At 66.4% G+C, this 20,787-nt stretch carries 20 protein-coding genes; 8 read left to right on the top strand and 12 right to left on the bottom strand.

All coding sequences use genetic code 11. From position 1 onward, the window contains the following. The first annotated feature begins 82 nt into the window (after positions 1 to 82). Genes N5C88_RS22800 through N5C88_RS22790 form a run of 3 tightly spaced genes read left to right on the top strand, consistent with a single transcriptional unit; the run spans position 83 to position 3,825 of the window. Complete coding sequence (locus N5C88_RS22800) at positions 83 to 1,159, top strand: ABC transporter ATP-binding protein (RefSeq protein WP_280016304.1); 1,077 nt, start codon at positions 83 to 85, stop codon at positions 1,157 to 1,159. A 13-nt stretch (positions 1,160 to 1,172) separates the two neighbouring features. Then, positions 1,173 to 2,819, top strand: a complete 1,647-nt coding sequence (locus tag N5C88_RS22795; RefSeq protein WP_059375712.1) for an iron ABC transporter permease — start codon at positions 1,173 to 1,175, stop codon at positions 2,817 to 2,819. 22 nt (positions 2,820 to 2,841) lie between these two features. Further along, positions 2,842 to 3,825 carry an ABC transporter substrate-binding protein gene (locus tag N5C88_RS22790; RefSeq protein ID WP_059375707.1) on the top strand — a complete coding sequence of 328 codons (984 nt, stop codon included), beginning with the start codon at positions 2,842 to 2,844 and terminating at the stop codon, positions 3,823 to 3,825. Between the two features lie 89 nt (positions 3,826 to 3,914). Here the strand turns inward: N5C88_RS22790 and N5C88_RS22785 are convergent, their stop codons facing one another. Further along, the gene (locus N5C88_RS22785) at positions 3,915 to 4,592 is read right to left on the bottom strand and encodes an ABC transporter ATP-binding protein (RefSeq protein WP_054454006.1); all 678 of its coding nucleotides are present in this window, start codon (positions 4,590 to 4,592) and stop codon (positions 3,915 to 3,917) included. Between N5C88_RS22785 and N5C88_RS22780 the strand changes: the two genes are divergently transcribed. Continuing rightward, entirely contained in the window at positions 4,591 to 5,238 is a 648-nt protein-coding gene (locus tag N5C88_RS22780) for an arylesterase (RefSeq protein WP_059375705.1), read from the top strand. The genes N5C88_RS22785 and N5C88_RS22780 overlap by 2 nt on opposite strands. 24 nt (positions 5,239 to 5,262) lie before the next feature. On the opposite strand, the gene N5C88_RS22775 is transcribed toward N5C88_RS22780, so the two are convergent. After that, positions 5,263 to 7,224 carry a SurA N-terminal domain-containing protein gene (locus tag N5C88_RS22775; RefSeq protein ID WP_280016302.1) on the bottom strand — a complete coding sequence of 654 codons (1,962 nt, stop codon included), beginning with the start codon at positions 7,222 to 7,224 and terminating at the stop codon, positions 5,263 to 5,265. Between the two features lie 346 nt (positions 7,225 to 7,570). Between N5C88_RS22775 and N5C88_RS22770 the strand changes: the two genes are divergently transcribed. The 3 genes from N5C88_RS22770 to rlmJ all read left to right on the top strand — a co-directional run bounded on the left by N5C88_RS22770 (position 7,571) and on the right by rlmJ (position 10,624). Beyond that, positions 7,571 to 8,863: a M20/M25/M40 family metallo-hydrolase gene (locus tag N5C88_RS22770; protein ID WP_280016301.1), complete on the top strand. Its 1,293-nt coding sequence runs from the start codon at positions 7,571 to 7,573 to the stop codon at positions 8,861 to 8,863. Between the two features lie 108 nt (positions 8,864 to 8,971). After that, entirely contained in the window at positions 8,972 to 9,721 is a 750-nt protein-coding gene (ugpQ, locus tag N5C88_RS22765; RefSeq protein ID WP_059375697.1) for a glycerophosphodiester phosphodiesterase, read from the top strand. A 12-nt stretch (positions 9,722 to 9,733) separates the two neighbouring features. Beyond that, the gene (gene rlmJ / locus N5C88_RS22760) at positions 9,734 to 10,624 is read left to right on the top strand and encodes a 23S rRNA (adenine(2030)-N(6))-methyltransferase RlmJ (RefSeq protein ID WP_059375695.1); all 891 of its coding nucleotides are present in this window, start codon (positions 9,734 to 9,736) and stop codon (positions 10,622 to 10,624) included. Positions 10,625 to 10,697: 73 nt separating this feature from the next. Here rlmJ and N5C88_RS22755 read toward each other — a convergent pair whose 3' ends face one another. From N5C88_RS22755 to N5C88_RS22745, 3 genes are all read right to left on the bottom strand, one after another. Then, positions 10,698 to 12,134 (bottom strand): dihydrolipoyl dehydrogenase, encoded by a 1,437-nt coding sequence (locus tag N5C88_RS22755; RefSeq protein WP_280016300.1) that lies wholly within the window; start codon positions 12,132 to 12,134, stop codon positions 10,698 to 10,700. Positions 12,135 to 12,350: 216 nt separating this feature from the next. Beyond that, a complete protein-coding gene (locus N5C88_RS22750; RefSeq protein ID WP_054453993.1) occupies positions 12,351 to 13,079 on the bottom strand; it encodes a glutathione peroxidase in 729 nt (242 codons plus the stop codon). A 176-nt stretch (positions 13,080 to 13,255) separates the two neighbouring features. Beyond that, a complete protein-coding gene (locus N5C88_RS22745) occupies positions 13,256 to 13,456 on the bottom strand; it encodes a heavy-metal-associated domain-containing protein (RefSeq protein WP_059375690.1) in 201 nt (66 codons plus the stop codon). Positions 13,457 to 13,580: 124 nt separating this feature from the next. Between N5C88_RS22745 and cueR the strand changes: the two genes are divergently transcribed. Continuing rightward, positions 13,581 to 13,973: a Cu(I)-responsive transcriptional regulator gene (gene cueR, locus N5C88_RS22740; RefSeq protein ID WP_059375687.1), complete on the top strand. Its 393-nt coding sequence runs from the start codon at positions 13,581 to 13,583 to the stop codon at positions 13,971 to 13,973. A 22-nt stretch (positions 13,974 to 13,995) separates the two neighbouring features. Here the strand turns inward: cueR and rlmD are convergent, their stop codons facing one another. From rlmD to surE, 7 genes are all read right to left on the bottom strand, one after another. After that, positions 13,996 to 15,483: a 23S rRNA (uracil(1939)-C(5))-methyltransferase RlmD gene (gene rlmD / locus N5C88_RS22735; RefSeq protein WP_251879954.1), complete on the bottom strand. Its 1,488-nt coding sequence runs from the start codon at positions 15,481 to 15,483 to the stop codon at positions 13,996 to 13,998. A 185-nt stretch (positions 15,484 to 15,668) separates the two neighbouring features. Further along, positions 15,669 to 16,421, bottom strand: coding sequence for a TorF family putative porin (locus tag N5C88_RS22730; protein ID WP_059375682.1), 753 nt, complete (start codon positions 16,419 to 16,421; stop codon positions 15,669 to 15,671). 357 nt (positions 16,422 to 16,778) lie between these two features. Continuing rightward, the gene (locus N5C88_RS22725; protein WP_059380094.1) at positions 16,779 to 17,384 is read right to left on the bottom strand and encodes a hypothetical protein; all 606 of its coding nucleotides are present in this window, start codon (positions 17,382 to 17,384) and stop codon (positions 16,779 to 16,781) included. Positions 17,385 to 17,564: 180 nt separating this feature from the next. Then, positions 17,565 to 18,344: a 3'-5' exonuclease gene (locus N5C88_RS22720; protein WP_280016299.1), complete on the bottom strand. Its 780-nt coding sequence runs from the start codon at positions 18,342 to 18,344 to the stop codon at positions 17,565 to 17,567. Then, positions 18,341 to 19,195: a peptidoglycan DD-metalloendopeptidase family protein gene (locus tag N5C88_RS22715; protein WP_118932051.1), complete on the bottom strand. Its 855-nt coding sequence runs from the start codon at positions 19,193 to 19,195 to the stop codon at positions 18,341 to 18,343. Before N5C88_RS22715 ends, N5C88_RS22720 begins: the two co-directional genes overlap by 4 nt. A 17-nt stretch (positions 19,196 to 19,212) precedes the next feature. Further along, complete coding sequence (locus N5C88_RS22710; RefSeq protein ID WP_280016298.1) at positions 19,213 to 20,037, bottom strand: protein-L-isoaspartate(D-aspartate) O-methyltransferase; 825 nt, start codon at positions 20,035 to 20,037, stop codon at positions 19,213 to 19,215. Then, a complete protein-coding gene (gene surE / locus N5C88_RS22705) occupies positions 20,022 to 20,780 on the bottom strand; it encodes a 5'/3'-nucleotidase SurE (protein ID WP_059380090.1) in 759 nt (252 codons plus the stop codon). Before surE ends, N5C88_RS22710 begins: the two co-directional genes overlap by 16 nt. Positions 20,781 to 20,787 lie beyond the last annotated feature (7 nt).

Genomic DNA, 20,787 nt, shown 5'->3' with positions numbered 1-20,787 from the left:
AACGACTACCCTTAAAAAACACCGCTGGTCGGGCGCGCAGCGCGTTTCTATGATGCCGGCAACCTCAGGCAGGAAGCGAAACATGGCATCAATCACCGTAGACGGCATCGTCAAGACTTTCGGCGGGCAGCAAGTGCTGCACAATCTGTCGCTGCACATCCCCGACGGCGCGTTCTACACGCTGCTGGGACCCAGCGGCTGCGGCAAGACCACGCTGCTGCGCTGCATTGCGGGCTTCTATGCCCCCGACGGCGGCCGCCTGTTGTTTGACCAGGACGACGTGACCCACGTGTCCGCGCACCGCCGCGACATCGGCATGGTGTTCCAGGACTATGCGCTGTTCCCGGACAAGACGGCTTTCGACAATGTGGCTTACGGCCTGCGCGCCCGCGGCGTGGCGCGCGCCGAGATCACGCGGCGCGTCAACGAAGCGCTGGACAAGGTCGGCCTGCTGGCGCTGGCCGACCGCTATCCCGCGCAGATGAGCGGCGGGCAGCGCCAGCGCGTGGCGCTGGCGCGCGCGCTGGTGATCCGGCCGCGCGTGCTGTTGATGGACGAACCGCTGTCCAACCTGGACGCCAAGATGCGCCTGCAGATGCGCGACGTGATCCTGGACCTGGTGCGCGAGGCCGGCATCACCACCGTATTCGTGACGCACGATCAGGAAGAAGCGCTGGCGATGTCCGACCGCATCGCCATCATGGACCGCGGCGACATCGCCCAGCTGGGCACCCCGGAAGAACTCTACGGCACGCCGGTAAACGCCTACGTGGCGGACTTCATCGGTTCGGCCAACGTGATCCCGGTGCCGGCCCGCAACGGCCAGGCCGGCGCCCCCGCCGGCCATGTGCGCTACGAGATCTGCGGGCTGGGCTTTGACGGCGTGCAAGGCAGCGACCAGCTGGACGGCAAAGGCGTGCTCATCGCCCGCCCTGAAGAGCTGGCCTTGATGGCGCCCGCCCCTTACGTGCCCAATACCTTGCCTGGCAAGGTGCTGCGCCGGCAATACCTGGGCTTCAAGACCGCCTACCGCATCGCGCTGGACAACGGCTCCGAGATCCGCGTCGAGCTGCATGCCGGCAACATGGTGGCGCAGTTCCAGCCCGGCGAAGCCGTACAGGTGCTGATTCCCGCCGACAGCCGCGTCGTCAACGCCTGAGGACGCGCCGACCATGAAAATCAAATGGTGGCCCTGGGGCATCCTGACGGCAATCAGCCTGGCTCTGCTGCTGTTCTTCGTGCTCTATCCGCTGGCCGTGCTGTTCAGCAACAGCGTCACCGGGCAGGATGGCGGCTTCACGCTGGAGGGCTTCAAGGCCCTGCTGGCCGACTCTCAATACATCGAGGCCTTCGGCAATACGCTGATCCTGGGCCTGGCGGTCACGGCCTGCACCGTGCTGGTGGGCGTGCCCTTCGCCTACATGGTGGCGCGCTTCGACTTTCCGTTGAAGAACCTGGTGGCGATCCTGCCGGTGCTGACCATCGTGATCCCCGAGATCATCGTGGGCCAGTCCTGGCTGCTGATCCTGGGCAACAACGGCATCCTGACCAACCTGCTGGGCGACGCCGGCATTTCGCTGCCCTCGTTCTACGGCTGGACCGGCATGGTGTTCTCCATGACGCTGGTCTACTACACCTACATCTACCTGGGCGTGCTGGCGGCGCTGCGTGGCTTCGACGGCCAGCTCGAAGAAGCGGGCCTGAGCCTGGGTACGCCGCCGCTCCTGACCAAGCTGCGCGTGCTGGTGCCGGTGCTGCTGCCCGCGGTGCTGGTCAACGCGCTGGTGGTGTTCACGCTGGTGGTGGGCAACTTCGCGCTGGCCATGCTGCTGGGCAGCCGCGTGCCGCTGCTGTCGGTCATGACTTACAACACCTTCGTCAGCGAAATGGGCGGCAGCCCGACGCTGCAGAGCGCGATGTCGGTCGTGTCCATCGCCATCGTCGCCATCGTGCTGTTCTTCCAGAAGCGCGTGGTCGAACGCAAGGTCTACACCATGACGCAGGGACGCGCGCCGGCCGCTACCCGCGTGCGCTCGTGGACCGCCCTGCTCTATACCAGCGGCGTGGGCCTGATCATCTTCATTTCGCTACTGCCGCTGATCGTGGTCTTCATCGCCGCCTTCACCAAGACCAGCGGCCCGGTCATGCAATGGGGCCAATGGTCGTTGGCCAGCATGCAGCGCGCGCTGCATGGCGCGCCGGAGCCCATCCTGAACTCGCTCAAGTTCGCCTCGCTGGCCACGGTGCTGGGCGTGGCCTTCGCGGTGCTGGTCAGCTACCTGACGATCAAGAAGCGCAGCGCGTCCACCCAGGTGCTGGACTACATCGTGGTGCTGCCCCTGACCATTTCGGGCACGGTGCTGGGCATCGCGCTGGTGCAGACCTTCAACACCGGCTGGCTGGTGCTGGCGGGTACGTCGGGAATCATGGTGCTGTGCTACACGGTGCGGCGCCTGCCCTTCGCGGTGCGCAACGCCTCGTCGGTGCTGTTCAACATTCCCGAGTCGATCGAGGAAGCCTCGATCAGCCTGGGCGTGTCGCCGCTCATGACCTTCTTCAAGGTGATCCTGCCCGCCATGAAGGCGTCCATCATCTCGGCTGCCATCCTGATGTGGCTCACCACCATTTCCGAGCTATCGGCTTCCATCGTCGCCTACAGCGGCGGCCTGGAGACCATGCCCATCGCCATCTTCCGCCAGGTCGACGGCGGCAGGCTGGGCATGGCGTCGGCCTACGGCGCGGCGCTGGTCACGGTCATCGTGCTGCCCATCATCGTGTCGGTCAAGGCGTTCCGCATCAAGCTGTTCTCCGGTAAATAACCCACTCGCACAGAGGCTAACCATGCAATTCAAGCACCTACTTCAGTACAGCGTCCTGGCCGCCGCCCTGACCGCCGGCGCCGCCCAGGCCCAGAATGTCGTGCTCTATTCGTCCAACAACACGGAGACGATCGAAACCGCCCTGGACGCGGTGAAGCAGAAGTCGCCGAAATTGAACGTGCAGCCCGTCACCGGCGGCACCGGCACGATGATGAAGCGCATCGAGGCCGAAGCGCAGAACCCGCGCGGCGACCTGTTCTGGAGCGGCGGCTTCGGCACGCTGGGCGCTTACCGCCAGCACCTGCAGCCCTACCGTCCGGCCGACCTGGACAAGATCCCCACCGAATTCCGCGGTCCGGACGATCTGTGGGTGGGCACCAACGTGCACGTCATGGTGATGATGGTCAACGAGCGCCAGCTCAAGGGCCTGCCCGCGCCGGCCACCTGGTCCGACTTGATGCAGCCGCAATGGAAGAACAAGTTCGCCATCACCGACCCGTCCAAGAGCGGTACGGCCTACATGCTGGTGTACGGCCTCTTCAAGCAATTCGGCCAGGAAGGGCTGGACAAGATCGCCGCCAACGCGGTGGTCACCGCATCCTCCGGCACCACCTACAAGGGCGTGGCCGCGGGCGAGTATGCCGTGGGCATGACGCTCGAGTACGCCGCCCAGGAATACGTGGCCGGCGGCCAGAAGGAGATCAAGCTGGTCTACCCGACCGAGGGCAGCTACCTGGCGCCGGAAGGCATGTTCATCATCAAGGGCGCGAAGAACATGGATGCCGCCAAGGCACTGTACGACGGCCTCTTGAGCAAGGAGTCGCAGGAAGCCCAGCTGGTGAAGAACTTCCGCCGCCCGACGCGCACGGACGTGGCCGTGGCCAGCCTGACCACCCTGCCCGACCTGAAGACCATCAAGATCTTCCCGGTCAGTCAGGATGCGGCCGCGAAGGAGTATGAAGCGGTGGTGGCGGCCTGGAACCAGGCCGTAGCCAAGGCGAAATAGATAGGCCCCCATGCCGCGCCCCTTCGGGGCTAGCTGCCCCCCGAGGGGGCTGGCCCACCTTGGGGCGGCCCGGCGGTGGGCCGGCGGCATCAGGCGCCGTTGACCATCCGCCCCGCGGCTAACACCAGCTGACGCCCGCAACGGGCGGCCAGCTGCGGATCGTGGGTCACCAGCACCAGCGTGGTGCCGTGCTCGCGATGCAGGTCGAACATCAGATCGATGACCGTCACGCCAGTGGCAGCGTCCAGACTGCCGGTGGGCTCGTCCGCGAACAGCAGGTCCGGCTGCACCACGAAGGCCCGCGCGAGCGATACGCGCTGCTGCTCGCCGCCCGACAAGGTGCGCGGATAGTGATGCAGGCGCTTGCCCAGCCCCACCCGTTCCAGCATGGCCTGCGCCGCGTCGCGGGCGGATTGCCCGGCCAGTTCCAGCGGCAGCATCACGTTTTCCAGGGCCGTCAGGTTGGGCAGCAGCTGGAATGACTGGAACACGAAACCCACATGATTGGCGCGCAGGCGGGCGCGGCCATCCTCGTCCAGCGAGAACAGGTCCTGCCCGGCCAGGCGCACGCTGCCCGCGCTGGGAACATCCAGGCCCGCCAGCAGTCCCAACAGGGTGGACTTGCCCGACCCCGAACTGCCAGTGATGGCCACGGCGCTGCCCGCCTCGACCGTAAAATCGATACCTTCCAGGATGGAGAGCGTGCCGCCGGCATCGGCCACCTGCTTGCCCAGCCCTTTCACCTCGATCGAATTCTTGTTATCCATGCGCCTATTTTCCCGTCTGCTACTCATGACCGCCATGGCGACCGCCGTCGTGGCGCCCGCCCACGCTCAGACCGCCGCCGCGGCCCAGGGTTCCGCGCCCCGCACGGTGTTGGTCCTGGGCGACAGCCTGTCGGCCGAATACGGCATCAAGCGCGGCACCGGCTGGGTGCCGCTGCTTTCCGCCCGCGTAGCGGAACAATACCCCAAGTACCAGGTCGTCAATGCCAGCATCAGCGGCGACACCACCAGCGGCGGCGTGGCCCGCCTGCCTGCGTTGCTGCGCCAGCACGCGCCGGCCGTGGTGGTGCTGGAGCTGGGTTCGAACGACGCGCTGCGGGGCCTGCCCCTGAACATGACCGAGCAGAACCTGCGCACCATGGCCCAGGCCGCCCGCAAGGCCGACGCGCAGGTCCTGATCGTCGGCATGCAGATCCCGCCGAATTACGGCCGGGACTACACCCAGCGCTTCGCGCAGGTCTTCCCCACGGTCGCCAAAGACGAAAACGCCCGGCTCGTGCCCTTCCTGATGGAAGGTATCGCAACGAACCGGGCGATGTTCCAGGCTGACGGCATCCATCCAAACGAGGATGCCCAACCCTTGCTACTGGACAACGTGTGGCCGACGCTGCGGCCACTGTTGAACTGACGCTGTTGAGCCGAGTCTGGCTGATCAGCCGGCTGCCGGCTGATCGCCGCGGATGACCGCGGCAGCGGCGGGCAGCACCTGCACCTTGTACTCTTCGCGCAGCATGCGCAGCATGGCTTCGTTTTCAGCCTGGCCCCAAGCGCCGGACAACTGCTGCGCCAGGCGCTCCTTGTCGGCCGGATCGACCGTGCCGGCCTCGACCTTTTCCAGGCGCGCCAGCGTGTAGTCCGAACCCGATTGCACACCGGCGTAGGCCGGCAGCGTGGCGGCGGGCAGGCGCATGACGGCGTCCAGCACCGGACGCGGCAGATCCTTGGGATCCTGGCGCGACACGACCACCGGCGCGCCGAAACCTTCCGGCGCGGCCGCGGGGTTGGCGCGGTCGGCGGCCAGCGCGGCTTCGCCCGCCTTCTTGGCGGCTTCGGCCGAACGCTCGTCCAGCAGCTTGGTGCGGATGGTGTCCGAGACCTTGTCCAGCGGCGGCACGTGGGCCGGCTCGACGGCGGCCACGCGCAGGGCCAGCATGGTGTCGGGCGAGAGTTCGATCACGCCGGAGTTCTGCTTTTCACGCAGCACGTCGGGCGAGAACAGCACCTGGCGCACGCGCGGGTTGTCCAGCAGCGCGGCGTCGGGGCCGGCTGCGGCCGAGCCCGGGCCGGCCTTGTCGGCGGGCAGCAGGCCTTCGCGGGTCACGCCGGAAGCGGTGCGCAGCTTCAGGCCGACGGTGTCGGCGGCGGGCTGCAGGCTGTCGCGCTGGTCATAGACCTGCTTGTTCAGCTGGCTGGCCATTTCCGAGAAACGCACGGCGGCGAGCTGCTTGCGGACTTCGGCGGTGATCTGGTCCTTGACCTCGGCCAGCGGCTTGATGGCGGCGGGCTGGATTTCGGTGACCTTGACCACGTGCAGGCCGGACGGGGTTTCGATCACGCCAGACACCTGGTCCTTGGCTTGGCCGAAGATTGCCTTTTCCAGCGGACCGGTCAGCATGCCGGGCGCGAGCCAGCCCAGGTCGCCGCCATTGGAAGCCGAGCCCGCGTCCTGCGAGTTCTTGCGCGCGAGTTCGGCGAACTGCGCCGGATCGGCAGCGGCCTGCTTGGCGAGGTCTTCGGCCTTGGCACGGGCAGCCTTGCGGGCGTCTTCCGACGCGCCGGGAGCCAGGTTGATCATGATGTGGCTGGCGCGGCGGCGTTCAGGCTGGCCGAAGCGGTTCTTGTTCTGCTCGTAGTAGGACGCGAGATCCTCGTCCTTGACCTGCACGCCTTGCGTGGCGGCGGCCTCGTCCAGCACCAGGTACTGGACCTGGACCTGTTCGGGAATCTGCAGCTGCTGCTTGTTGGCGTCGTACCAGGCCTGGATATCGGCCGGGCTGACGGTGACTTGCGAGCGGTAGTCGGCGGCGGCGAAGCGGCGCAGTTGCACCGTGCGCTGCTGCGTCAACGCCGTTTCCAGCGCGGCCACGACCTCGCCGGGCGCGCGGGCCGACTGGCCAACGGGCTCCAGCACGCGCGCGACCGCCAGGTCGCGGCGCAGGCCGGCTTCGAACGAGGTCGGCGACATGCCTTGCGCAGCCAGCACCTGGCGATAGCGCTCGGGCGAGAAGCGGCCGTTGTCCTGGACTTCCGGAATCGCGGCAATGGTGTTGCGCAGCGTTTCGTCGGACACCGAGAAACGGTTGTCGACCGCGACGTTGGCCAGCAGACGCTGATTGATCAGCTGGTTGAGCAGGCCTTCGCGCAGTGCCGGCGTGTCGATGACGGCCGGATCGAACTGGGCGCCCAGGCGCTGGCGGAACTGCTCCAGCTGGTTGCGGTGCGCTTGATCGAACTCGGCCCGCGACACGGGCTGGCCATTGACCGTGGCCAATTCAGGCTCGGCGCGCATGAAGCTGTCATAGCCTTGAATACCGACCAGGAAGAAGGACGGCACAATCAGAAGCAGCAGGATGAACTGCATCCAGCGCCGATGGCTGCGAATAAATTCGAACATGGAATCCCTGTTGCCGCACCCCAGGCGCACGCCCGAAGCCGCAAGAAAACGCATAAAAAAAGGCGAACCAGATTCGCCCTGTTCCCATACCGGTCAATACCGGATCAGCGGGCGGATTTTACCATTTCTCATTCGCCGCGCAGCCTAGGGATCTTTCGAATGCCATCCATGGCTGCCCTCCGGGTTCGGCGGCACGAAACCGGGGACCGAGTCAACCCGGGGAACCACCATTTCCAGCCCCTTGCGTCCCTCGTATCGTGGCCTGTCAGGGTAAGCCCGCATTACCGCTGACGCCGCGTCCCCAAAGGATGTGGCCCCTTCCACGCACGCTCAGAGGTACACACTGATGCCGTACACATCTCCCCGCCTGCAACTCCTGCGCACCTGCATCGCCCTGGCCTTCGTCGGCGCCGCCCCCGCCGCGCTGGCCGCGCCCGTCGCCGCTGTCCACGAAGCCGCCCAAGCCCAGCAGCAAGGCATGCTGGACACCATGCGCGACCTGGTCGGCATCGAGTCGGGCAGCAAGGACGTCGAAGGCGTTGAGCGCATCGCCGTCCTGATCCGCGACCGGCTCAAGGCGCTGGGCGGGACCGTCGAGATCATCCAGCCCGCCGACGTGTTTCGCCTGGACGACACGCCGGAAAAGGTCGGCCCCATGGTCCATGCGGAATTCAAGGGCAAAGGCCAGAAGAAGATCATGCTGATCGCCCACATGGACACCGTCTACCGCAACGGCATGCTCAAGGACCAGCCCTTCCGCATCGACGGCGACAAGGCCTACGGCCTGGGCATCGCCGACGACAAGCATGGCGTGGCCGCCATCATCCATACCCTGACCCTGCTGCAGAAGCTGGGCTTCGAAGACTACGGCACCATTACCGTGCTGATCAACGGCGACGAGGAAATCAGCTCGCCCGGCGCGCGCAGCACCATCACCCGCCTGGGCGCCGACCAGGACGCGGTGTTCTCGTTCGAAGGCGGCGGCGCGGAAGCGCGCCTGACGCTGGCCACCAGCGGCATCGGCGCGGCCTACCTGACCGTACAGGGCAAGACCTCGCATGCGGGCGCGCGCCCCGAAGGCGGCGTCAACGCCCTGTATGAATTGGCCCATCAGCTGCTGCAGCTGGACAAGCTGTCCAAGCCCGAGGAAGGCTTGAAGCTGAACTGGACCGTGGCCCAGGCCGGCACCAACCGCAACGTCATTCCGGGCCAGGCCACCGCCCAGGCCGACGCCCGCGCGCTGCGCGTCTCCGACTTCGACGCGCTGTCGCGCACCCTGGAAGAGCGCATACAGAAGAAGCTGTTGCCCGAATCCAAGGTCAGCGTGAAATTCGAGGTGCGCCGTCCACCCCTGGAAGCCACGCCCGCCTCGCGCGCCCTGGCCCAGCACGGCGTGCAGATCTATAAGGAAATGGACCTGCCCATGAAGGTCGTGGACCGCGCCAGCGGCGGCGGCACCGACGCCGCCTTTGCAGCGCTGAAGGCGCGCGGCCCGGTGATCGAAGGCATGGGCCTGAGCGGCTTCGGCGCGCATTCCAACGACGCCGAGTACATCCAGATCAACAGCATCGTGCCGCGCCTGTACCTCGCGGCGCGGATGATCATGGACGTGTCGCAGGACAAGGCGCCCATGAAATAGGCCTATGGACCCGCCGCGGCGTTCTCGCGCGCCGCGGCATGGCCGAAACCGGCGTGTAGAAGGAGTATCCTTGCAACCCTGACCAAAAGAACCCGAAGCAACACCCAAATGAGCGCAAAACTCCCCTCCTGGCCCTACTCCCGTTACATCGCGCACCGCGGCGGCGGCCGTCTGGCCCCGGAGAACACCCTGGCCGCCATGCGCGTGGGCGCCGAGCACGGCTTCACGATGTTCGAATACGACGTCAAGCTAAGCAGCGACAACGTGCTGGTGCTGATGCACGACGACGACGTCGACCGCACCTCCAACGGCCGGGGCCCCGCTGCCGCCAAGACCTACGCCGAGCTTGCCCAGCTGGATTTCGGCAGTTGGCATTCAGCCGCCTACGCTGGCGAGCCGCTGCCCACCTTCGCCGCCGTCGCCCGCTACACGGTGGCCAACGGCATCGCCAGCAATGTCGAGATCAAGCCCTGCCCGGGCCGCGAAGCCGAGACCGGCCGCGCCGTGGCGCTGGCTGCGCGCCAGCTGTGGCAAGGCGCGGCCGAACCGCCGCTCCTGTCCTCGTTCGCGGAAGAAGCGCTGCAGGCCGCCCTGGAGACCGCGCCCGAATTGCCGCGCGCGCTGCTGGTGGAGAAGGTGCCCGCTGACTGGCGCGAACGCCTGGCCAAGTACGAGTGCGTGGCCCTGAACATCAATCAGAAGGACGCCACCCCTGAGCTGATCGATGCCGTGCATGCCGCCGGCTACCGTATCGCCGCCTGGACCGTCAACGACCCGGAGCGCGCCCGCCTGCTGCTCGACTGGGGCATCGACGGCATTTTCACCGACGAGCTGGCCGCGATCCGGCCCGCCGCCTGAGGCAGAACGCCCGTGTTCAGTTACCGCCACGCCTTTCACGCCGGCAACCACGCCGACGTGCTCAAGCACGCCATCCTGATCCACACCCTGGATTACTTCAATAAAAAGGACGCGCCCTACTGGGTCATCGATACCCACGCCGGCGCCGGGCTCTACAGCCTGGATAGCGATTGGGCCGCCAAGACCTCCGAGTTCGCCGACGGCATCGGCCGCCTCTGGGAAGCCGAAGACCTGCCTCCCATCCTGGCCGAGTACGTCGCCCGGATCCGCGGCTACAACACCAACGGCCGCCTCAGGCGCTATCCCGGCTCGCCCTGGCTGGCGCTGGACGCAATGCGTCCGTCCGATCGCCTGCGCCTGTTCGAGATGCACCCGACCGAGATCGACACGCTGGTCGGCAACCTGGAGCACCAGGGGCGCGCCGCGCAGCGCCAGACCACGATCTACGGCGACGACGGTTTCGAAGGCGTCAAGGCGCTGCTGCCGCCGCCCACGCGCCGCGGCATGGTGCTGATCGATCCTTCGTACGAAGACAAGAACGACTACCGCCGCACGTTCGTCACCATCAAGGAATGCATCAAGCGCTTCGCCACCGGCACCTATGCCGTCTGGTACCCGCTGGTGCAACGCCGTGAGGCCGGCGAAATGGCCCGCCACCTGGAAAACCTCAAGGTCAAGAGCTGGCTGCATGCCACGCTGACCGTCAAGAAGGCGACCATCGACGGCTACGGCCTGCATGGCAGCGGCATGTTCCTGATCAATCCGCCCTGGACGCTGCACGACGCATTGAAGCAGGCCATGCCGTATCTGGCCCGCACGCTGGGGCAGGACGAGCGGGCTGGATTCACGCTGCAGTTCCGCGAGAATCCGTTCCCGGTGCCGAAGAAGCAGTCGGACGACTGATCCGGCGCACAAGCAAAAAGGCCACGATGTTTCGTGGCCTTTTTGTTGGGGTCGCGCAGGATGCCTCGGGCGTTCAGGCGGTCTCGCTCTGCGGCTCTTCGCGCCGCAGCGCTTCCTGCGCTCGGGCCAGCTTGGCCGCCGCATCGCGCAGCGCGGTGCGCAGGCCTTCCTCGATCACGGGATGATAGAACGGCATTTCCAGCATGCGCGCCACGGTCAGCTCCTGCTGCACGGCCCAGGCCAGCAGGTGGCCGATGTGCTCGGCGCTGGGACCGACCATTTCGGCGCCCAGGAAGCGGCCCGTTTCGATGTCGGCATAGACGTGCAGCATGCCGCGGTTCTTCAGCATGACGCGCGAGCGGCCCTGGTCGCTGAAGTCCACTTCGCCGATCACGAAGGTGCCCGGCACCAGCCGTGCGTGGCCCTGCCCGGCCATGGCGATCTGCGGGTCCGAGAACACCACCGCCAGCGGCGCGCGGCGCAGGCCCTTGCGCACTTCGGGGTAGCGGGCCGCGTTTTCGCCGGCGATGCGGCCTTCGTCGGCGGCTTCGTGCAGCAGCGGCGCGTCGGCGTTGGCGTCGCCCGCGATGAAGATGGGCGCATTGCCCGCCTGCATGGTTTCGCGGTCGAATACCGGCACGCCATGCTTATCCAGTTGCAGCGAGGTGTTTTCCAGGCCCAGTCCGTCGACGTTGGCGCGGCGGCCGGTAGCCACCAGCGCGTAGTCGAAGCGTTCGGTGCGTTCGGTATTGTCCAGCGCCACGTAGCGCACTTCCACTTCGTCGCCGACCCGGGTCGTTTCCAGCACGCGGGCGTCCGGATCCAGATAGAACTCGCGCTGGAAGATCTTGCGCGCCGTATTGCGCACCTGCGGATCGCTGATGCCGGCCAGGCTGCCGCTGACACCGAACACGCGCACCTCCACGCCCAGGCGCGCCAGCGCCTGGCCCAGCTCCAGGCCAATCACGCCGGGACCGAACACGGCGACGCGGCCTGGCAGATCATCCCAGGCGAACACGTCGTCGTTCAGCACCAGCCGGTCGCCCAGCGCACGGAACGGCGGCGGCACCGAGGGCCGCGACCCGGTGGCGATCACCACGCGGGATGCATGCACCTCGGTATGCTCGTCCACCTGCAGCACCGTGTCCGACACGAAGCGCGCATAGCCGCGCAGCTTGTCTTCGGCGGGAATGCTCTCCACGCCTTCCAGCACAAAGCCGACAAAGCGGTCGCGCTCGCGCTTGACGCGGTCCATCACTTCGACGCCATCGACCGTGATCTCACCGCCCACGTGCACGCCGAACGGCTCGGTGTGAGCCGCGTTGTGGGCCGCTTCGGCGGCGGCGATCAGCAGCTTGGACGGCATGCAGCCGACGCGGGCGCAGGTCGTGCCGTACGGGCCGCCTTCGATCAGCAGCGCGCGCAGCCCCGCGGCGCGGGCGGCGCGGTAGGCGGCCAGGCCGGCCGTGCCGGCGCCGATGACGGCAATATCGGTATGCAGAGTTTTCATGACTGGGTATCCCCCGATGTGGCGTGGAGCAGGAATTCAAAGGCTGGTTCCGCCTTTTTTCGCACCCTCTGGACGTGGGCAGTCCCGCAGCGCCCGAGGGGCCGCGCGCAAAGGTGCGTAAAAAGGGAAACTTGTGACGGGAGCAGTAGGCGGCGGACCGCCGCTGCGCCCTGCCCGGCCCCAGGGCAGACCCGGGGCCGGTGGCGTTGCAGACGCTTAGGCGAAGTGCGCCTTCAGGTCTTCCAGGCCGCCGATCAGCGCGCCATTGATGAACACCTGCGGGGCGGTGCCCTTGCCCGAGACGGCGCCGATCACGCGGCCACGGACCTTGTTTTCCAGCGGGATCTCGATCGGGGCGTAACCCTTGGCATCCAGCAGCGCCTTGGCTTCCACGCAGAACGGGCAGCCCGGCTTGGAGAACACGACCACCTGGTCGGGCTTCTTGGCCGACGGGGCGAAGTGCGCCAGCATGGTGTCGGCGTCCGACACTTCAAACGGGTCGCCTTCCTTTTCCGGCTCGATGAACATCTTCTGGACCACGCCGTCCTTGACCAGCATGGAGTAGCGCCAGCTGCGCTTGCCGAAGCCCAGGTCGCTCTTGTCGACCAGCATGCCCATGCCTTCGGTGAACTCGCCGTTGCCGTCGGGCAGCAGCGTGATGTTGGCCGATTCCTGATCCTTGGCCCATTCGTTCATGACGAAGGTGTCGTTGACCGACACGCAGACGATGCTGTCCACGCCGGCGGCGAAGAAGGCGGGAGCCAGTTCGTTGTAGCGCGGCAGGTGGGTCGACGAGCAGGTCGGCGTGAAGGCGCCGGGCAGGGAAAAGACCACGACGGTCTTGTTCTTGAACAGGTCGTCGGACGTGACCTTCTTCCAGGTGTTGTCCTCACGGACCGGGAACGTTACGTTCGGAACACGTTGGCCTTCGCGGTTTTGCAGCATTCAAATCTCTCCTTGGGGTAGCGGGGTTGTTTGATTAACCACCATGGAAAGAATGATAAATCCTTACTATCAATTATTCAAATTTAATAAATTCAATGAATCAATAGATTTTGGCAATGAACAAATAGCTGGCGCGAGGTCGAACCTATCATAGCCCGGCCTCGCGCCTGGAGGCATTACACCGGCAGCGGCTGGTAGCCGGCGTCGCGGATCGCGTCCTCGATCTTGCCGGCGTCATCGGCCCCGGTCACGGTCACGCGGTGGGTGGGCAAATCGATTGTGACAGTCGCGCCCGGCGCCGCCTGGTTCACCGCCGCCGTGATGGTCTTGGCGCAATGGCCGCAGGTCATGTCAGCCACTTGGAACTCGATGCTCATAGTTATCTCCATAGGATTCAAGGGTGATGGACTGCGTTTCGTCCACCATGGAAAACAGCTTAAACCTTCCTATGATGGCAAGGTCAAGCGTAGAATCGCACTCAGGCCACACAGGAGCAGAGCAATGAATATCGGAGAGGCATCCAAGAGTTCGGGCATTTCCGCCAAGATGATCCGTTACTACGAAAGCATCGGCCTGATCAGCCCTGCCGGACGCACGGATTCCGGCTACCGCGTGTACAGCGAACACGATCTGCATACGCTGCACTTCGTGCGCCGCGCGCGCGACCTGGGTTTCTCGGTGGAACAGATGAACGAGCTGCTGGCGCTGTGGAAGGACCGCAGCCGCGCCAGCGCCGACGTCAAGCGCATCGCGCTGGAACACGTGCAGGAACTGGAGCGCAAGGCCGAGGCGCTGCGCGACATGGCGGCGACCCTGAAGCATCTGGCCGAGCACTGCCAGGGCAATGATCGGCCGGACTGCCCGATACTGGAAGGCCTGGGCTGCAAGCACTGAAGCGGCCCAGGCCTCGCGGCCATCAGTCCTGGGCTTCGGCCGCGACCTTGGCGTGATAGGCGTCGGTGGCCGCCTGCTTGGCGGCCGCCTTCTCGGCGGCGGCCGCGGCCTTGGCCTCTTCCGCGGCGGCCGCTTCCGCCGCCGCCTGGATGGCGCGCTGGCGGGCCCGTTCCCTCACCACCTGGATGCCCTCGGCGTCCAGCGATTCGAACACCGCGATGGACTCCACATGGCCCGTGTGCGGGAACATGTTGATCACGCCTGCGCTCTTCAACACGTAGCCGCCTTCATGCACCATGATGGCCGCGTCGCGCGCCAGCGTGGCCGGGTTACAGGACACGTAGACGATGCGCACGGGGCGTTCGTGCGCCTCCAGCTGCGACAGGGCCTGCGCCACGGCATGCGCGCCTTCGCGCGGCGGATCGATCAGCATGCGGTCGAAATAGCCCAGGCCGCGCAGCCATTCCACGTCCACCTCGAACAGGTTCAGGGTGGCGAAGCTGGTGCGATCGCCCAGGCCATGGCGCGATGCCGCGTCGAAAGCGCGGTCGGTCAGCGCCTTGCTGCCTTCCACGCCCACGGCTTCCCTGCCCTGCGTCGCCAGCGGCAGCGTGAAGTTGCCCAGCCCGCAGAACAGATCCGCCACGCGGTCGGTCGGCTGCACTTCAAGCAGCTTCAGGGCGCGCGACACCATGGCGCGGTTGATGGCGTGGTTGACCTGAGTGAAATCGGTGGGCCGGTACGGCATGCGCAGGCCGAATTCCGGCATGGTGTAGGCCAGCGTGTCGCCGTGCTCGCGCTCCAGCGGGTGCACGGTTTCCGGACCCTTGGACTGCAGCCACCATTGCACGTTGTGCTTGGCGGCGAAGGCGCGCAGGATGGCGATGTCGCCGTCGGTCAACGGCAGCAAATGGCGCAGGACCAGCGCGGTCACGCCCTCGCCCAGCGACACTTCGATCTGCGGCATGCGGTCCGGCGCGGACATGGAACCGATCATTTCGCGCAGGGGGATCAGCAGGTCGCTCACGTGGCGCGGCAGCACATGGCATTCCCGCATGTCGGCCACGTAGCTGCTCTTGCGCTCATGGAAGCCGACCAGCACGCCGCCCTTCTTGGGCACCACGCGCACCGACAGGCGGGCGCGGTAACGGTAGCCCCAGGTCGGGCCTTGCAGCGGCGCCAGGATGCGCGCCGGACGCAATTTGCCGACGTGCCAGAAAGTATCTTCCAGCGAACGCTGCTTGATCGCCACCTGCGTACTGGGCTCCAGATGCTGCATGGCGCAGCCGCCACAGACGCCGAAATGCGGGCAACGCGGCGTTACCCGCTGCGACGAGGGCCGCAGCACCTCGTCCACGCGCGCGATCTCGTAGGACGGCTTGCGGCGCAGCGTAACCGTGGTGACCCGTTCGCCCGGCAAGGCGCCTTCCACGAAGACGACTTTCCCGTCGCGGCGGGCGATACCCCTGGCTTCCAGGTCCAGGGATTCAATACTCAAAACGTCAGACATCTCACGCAGTCCAGAAGAATTACACGCAACCCGCTATTGTAAAAGGACTGCGGCCATTCCTGGAAATGGCCATGCGGGGCCGGAACGGCCTTCCGATGAAAAAAGGGCTTGCCGCGGACGGCGGACGCCGCCAATCCTTGGCAAGCCCGAAAGCCGGCGCCGCCAGGCGCCGCCACGGATATCGGTCAGAAGGAACGCGCCACCGAGAAAACCGCGCCCAGGCGGCCCGAGGGATGGCCGTACTTGGTCGGCAGCCAGTTGTCCTTGGTCGCGCCCACCGCGGCCAGGCCCAGGATCCAGCCCTTCAGGTCCTTGGTCACGCCGAGCTTGTAGTCGACGTAATGGCCGATGGAGTCGCCGTCCATATTGGTCTGGTTCTTGAGCTTCTGGTAGCCCAGGTGGCCGACCAGGCCCCAACCGTCGCCCAGATCGAAATTGGCCGTGCCGTCCAGGTACCAGGTGCCCTTGCTGTCCGGCGTGCTGAAGAAGTCGCTGGGCGTGTAGGAGTACTTGAGGCTGTAGTTGCCGTAGGACGCGCCCAGATAGAGGTCGGTGTTGTTGTAGTTTCCGCCCTTCGGCGAGCTGGAACCGGGGTAGTAGTAATGCAGCACGCCCGCGTCCAGCGTGAAGCCGCCGCCCACGTCGCCCTTCCAGCCGCCATAGAAATCCATTTCCAGGTTGCCGTCGGTGAAGACGAAATCGGACACGTTCGAGTTCCAGTTGCCCAGATAGAAGCCGGAACTGTGGGTCAGGTCAAAGCCCAGCTGCACGGCAGGCCGGAAGTCGGTCTGCGAGTAGCCGCGGAAACGGTAGTCGCTGACGATGGCGGCGTTGCCGCTGAGCGAGAATCCGCCGCCCAGATCGGTGGGTTCGGCCTGCGCCGTCGCGGCGAAACAAGCGGCGAGCGCAAAGGGCACGGCTAGCAACGTCTTCTTCATGGTGCGGAGTCCTGATCGGTTTTGTCGAGTGGGCGGATGGCCGAGGCGCATCCCAAGGACCGGCGGTGCAGCGTTTGAAACCGGTTCCTACTCCACAAAGCAATGTCCGTGCCAGGTCTGGCGCAGGCCGATACGGCGGCGCATGCGGCGCTGGCGGCACCCGCCCCGCACCAGAACAGTGCGGACGCGAGCGCCGGCGCACGCCCCTATGCGTCAAAACGGGGAACCCGCTGCGGATCGGCTCGCATGGCGGGCCGCCGCTAGCCACCATCCGGGACGCCAAATGAAAAACCCCGGCACGCGGTCGCGTGTCCGGGGTTGCTGGCGTGGGCCGGCCAGGACGGCCGGCCACACGGCTTAGTTGGCGGCAGGCTTGGCCGGCGCGGCGGCGGCAGGCGCTTCAGCCTTGCCCTTGCCGTGGCGTCCTTCCATGCGGGCATGACGCTCCTGCATGCGATCCTGGCGTTCCTTGACGAACTTGGTCACCTGGCCTCGCTGGGTGTCATTCAGGCTGTCCCAGACCGCAAGCCATTGGTCGCGCACCTGCTTGGCCTGGGGACCGAAGGCATCACGCGATTTTTCGGACTGCTCGACCAGCGCGCGGGGATCCAGCTTGCCGCTGTCCAGCTGCGCCTTCAGCAGGTCGTGGCGTTTGTCGCCAGAGGCGCGCATGGCTTCGTGCAGGCTGCGTTGGCCGTCCTGCGCGGTCTTGAACAAGGCCTGCTGCTTGTCGTCCAGCTTCAGCTCGGCGACCTGGGCCTTGGTCACGGGACCCAGGCCGGGAATGAAGAGGCCGTCGCGCATGCCTTTGTGGAAGCCGCCGCGCTGGCCATCGTGCATGGCGGCGGGACCGCCGTCAGCGGGAGGAGGAGGCGCAGCCATGACGGAGCCGGCCACCAGGCCGCCCGTCGCGGCGACAAATGCAAGAGCGGCCAAATTGGAGCGGATAGCGAATCGGGACATGTAGGTCTCCTGAAAGTGAAGAAAGCGAGGCCATTGTGCGATTGGCCCGGTTTCATCCAGGTTTCGCTGGCGCAAGCAATGTTTCAGTCGATTGCGCAGGCGCCAGACGCAAGAACGGGGCCGCACGGGCCCCGTTCGATCCTGTCCGCCGGGAGGACTGATCCCCGGCCAAGACACCGCTCAGTTGGCGTCCCAGGCCGCCATGTATTCCTTCCAGTGCGGCGCATCGCTGGCGCTGAGGGTGTCCCGCACCAAGGCGATTTCCGTTTCGTAGGAAGTGCGGTCGAGCTCGCCGCGCAGGAAGCGGAAACGGCAATACACCAGCCAGGTGTTGACCACGTCGGTTTCGCAATAGGCCCGCACCTCGTCGGCGCGGCCCTGGCTCCAGGCTTCCCACACCTTGCTGCCGTCCATGCCCAGCTTGCCCGGAAAACCGCAAAGCTTGGCGAGTTCGTCCAGCGGCGCGTTGGCGCGGCCGTTGTACTTGGCCAGCAGGTCCATCAGGTCCAGGTGCCGGGAGTGATAGCGCGAGATGTAGTTGTTGAACTTGAAGTCGCGGTCTTCCTCGCCCATGTCCCAGTAACGCGGCGCGGGTACGCCCTGGATCAGGCTGCGGTAATGCAGCACCGGCAGGTCGAAGCCGGAACCGTTCCAGCTCACGAGCTTGGGCGTGTAGCGCTCGATGGTCTTGAAGAAACCCGCCAGCAAGGCTGCCTCGGGATCGTCGGGCTGGCCCAGGGTCTTGACGCGAAAGCCCTGGTCGTCGCGGAACACGCAGCCCACCACCGCCACCTTGTGCAGATGCAGCGGCAGGAAATCATGGCCCACGGCCTCGCGGCGCGCGGTCAGGGCGCGTTCGACCACTTCCAGGTCGGGAACGTCAGCCCCCCAGCCGTTGAGCTTGCGCAGCCCCTCGGCGTCGGGGATGGTTTCCAGGTCGAAGACGAGAGTCGGCGTCATCGCGCGGGCAGATACTGCATGGGATCCACCGGCTGGCCTTGGCGGCGGATTTCGAAGTGCAGGCGCGGCGAGGTGGTATCGCTTTGGCCAAGTTCGGCGATCTTGGCGCCGCGCTTGACGTTCTGGCCCGTCTTCACCAGCACCGCGCGGTTGTGCGCGTAGGCGGTGATGAAACCGTTCTGGTGCTCGACGATGATCAGGTTGCCCAGGCCGCGCACACCGTTGCCGCTGTACTTGACCAGGCCGTCCGCGGCGGCGGTGACCGGATCGCCCAGCGCGCCGGCGATGTCGATGCCCTTGCTGCTGTTGTTGAAGCCCTGCACGATCTGGCCGCTGGCAGGCCAGGCCCAATTGATGACGGCCGCGTCGGCCGCGCGCGTGGCGGGCTTGGTTTCGACCGGCGCCGTGGGTGGCGGCGTGGTGGTTTCAGTGGTGGGCGGCGGCAGGGTTTCCGGCTGATCCAGCGGACGCGGCTGCGGCTTGGTGCCCGCGACCGGCGCGGTCTGGGCACCGCCGCTGGCGCTGCCGGACATCTTCAGGACCTGGCCGACCGAGATCTGGTTGGGATCGCTGAGGTTGTTCCAACGCTTGACGTTCTCGACATCCACATTGTTGGCGCGGGCGATCTTGTAGAGCGTGTCGCCCGGTTTCACCACATAGGTGCCGCCGGTCTGGGTGGCCGGCGCGGGTTGCCCGCCGGTCATGTCGACCACCGGAGCGCGAGTACCTTTGGAAGCGCAGCCAGCCAGGATGGACAGGCTGAGAGCCCCCGCGATGAAGAGCGGGCGGCGCAGGCGCGTCATGGACGCGCCCAGGGTGATATCGGTCAGTTGCAACTGCCCGTTGAGCATACGTTTCTCCTGTTTGCTCAAGATTGTATTCCGGCCCGTAGCGGCACAAAGCGCACGGCCTCTAATTCAGTGCGTTTCCAGCTGGCCGCGCCTGTGCGTTCGATAAGAACCAGGCGCTGGTTGGCGCCCCCTTCCGGAGCGATCAGGCGGCCACCCGGCGCGAGCTGCGAGAGCAGCGCCTGCGGGATGGCAAGGCCAGCGGCAGCCACAACGATAGCATCGAACGGCGCCACGCCGGGCAGACCCAGCATGCCGTCGCCGTAGATCAAGCGGATCCTGGTGGTGAGCCGCAAGGCGCGCAGATGTTCGCGCGCAAGTTCATACAGTCCGCGGATGCGTTCGATGGAGTGAACCTCGCGCACGAACTGCGCGAGTACCGCCGCCTGGTAGCCGCAACCCGCGCCGACTTCCAGCACGCGGGTGGGCGTGCGGTCGTCGCAGGCGGCGGCGATCATGCGCGCCACCACCCAGGGCTGGGAGATGGTTTGCGAATGGCCGATGGGCAGCGCGGCGTCTTCGTAAGCGCGGCTGGCCAGCGCCTCGTCGACGAACAGATGACGCGGCACCGCGCCCATGGCGTTGAGCACGCGTTCGTCGATGATGCCCTGCGCGCGCAGGCGCTCGACCATGGCCTGGCGCAGGCGGTCCGAGTTCAGGCCCAGATTGCTGCCCGACGCGGGCGTGGGCGCCTGGGTCTGGCGTTGCAGCGTGGCTGCAGAAATGCGGGTGTTGCTGTTGGCGGGCGTGACGCCGGGACTGAGCCGGCCCGAGTCGTAGCGCACCGGACCGGTACGCCCGGGCACGGGCTGGGTCACGTCCGGCTGGCTTACGCGTTTACGCATAGCGGCTCCGCCCAGGTCCGGATCTCGTCGAGCTGGCTGTGCTGGGTCAGGTCCAGGCGCAGCGGCGTGACCGACACCGTGCCCTGCTCGACGGCATGAAAGTCCGTACCCGGCGTGGCGTCGGCAGCCAGGCCCACGGGTCCGATCCAATAGACGGTATCGCCATATGGCGTGGTGGTGCGCACCACCGGCTGCGAAGGATGGCGCTTGCCCAGGCGCGTGACCGCGAAGCCGTGCATGTCTTCGAAGCGGCGGCTGGGGATATTGACGTTCAGCAGCACCGGCGCGGCCAGCGGCTGGGCCAGGTGGCGCTCGACCACCAGGCGCGCGGCGCGCGCGGCGGAATCGATGTGCGCCCAGCCCTTCTCGGCCAGCGAGAACGCGATGGCCGGGATGCCGAACAGATAGCCTTCGCTGGCGGCCGCCACGGTGCCCGAATACAGGGTGTCGTCGCCCATGTTGGCGCCGTTGTTGATGCCGGACACGACCAGGTCGGGCCGGGTATCCATCAGGCCGGTGAGCGCCACGTGCACGCAGTCGGACGGGGTGCCGTTGACGGCGATGAAGCCGTTGGAGGCGGTGCGCACCGACAGAGGCCGGTTCAGCGTCAGCGAGTTGGACGCGCCGCTATGGTTGGTCTCGGGCGCGACAACGGTGAGATCGCCCAGGCCTTGCAGCGCGTCAACCAGCGCCTCGAGCCCAGGGGCCGAATAACCATCATCGTTCGAAACCAGAATTCGCATTGTGCAT

It is taken from the genome of Achromobacter sp. GD03932, from assembly GCF_029839485.1.
Lineage (GTDB): Bacteria > Pseudomonadota > Gammaproteobacteria > Burkholderiales > Burkholderiaceae_B > Achromobacter > Achromobacter bronchisepticus_A.
Note: the sequence above shows the minus strand (reverse complement) of the source record. Positions and strands in the feature narration are given on the sequence as shown.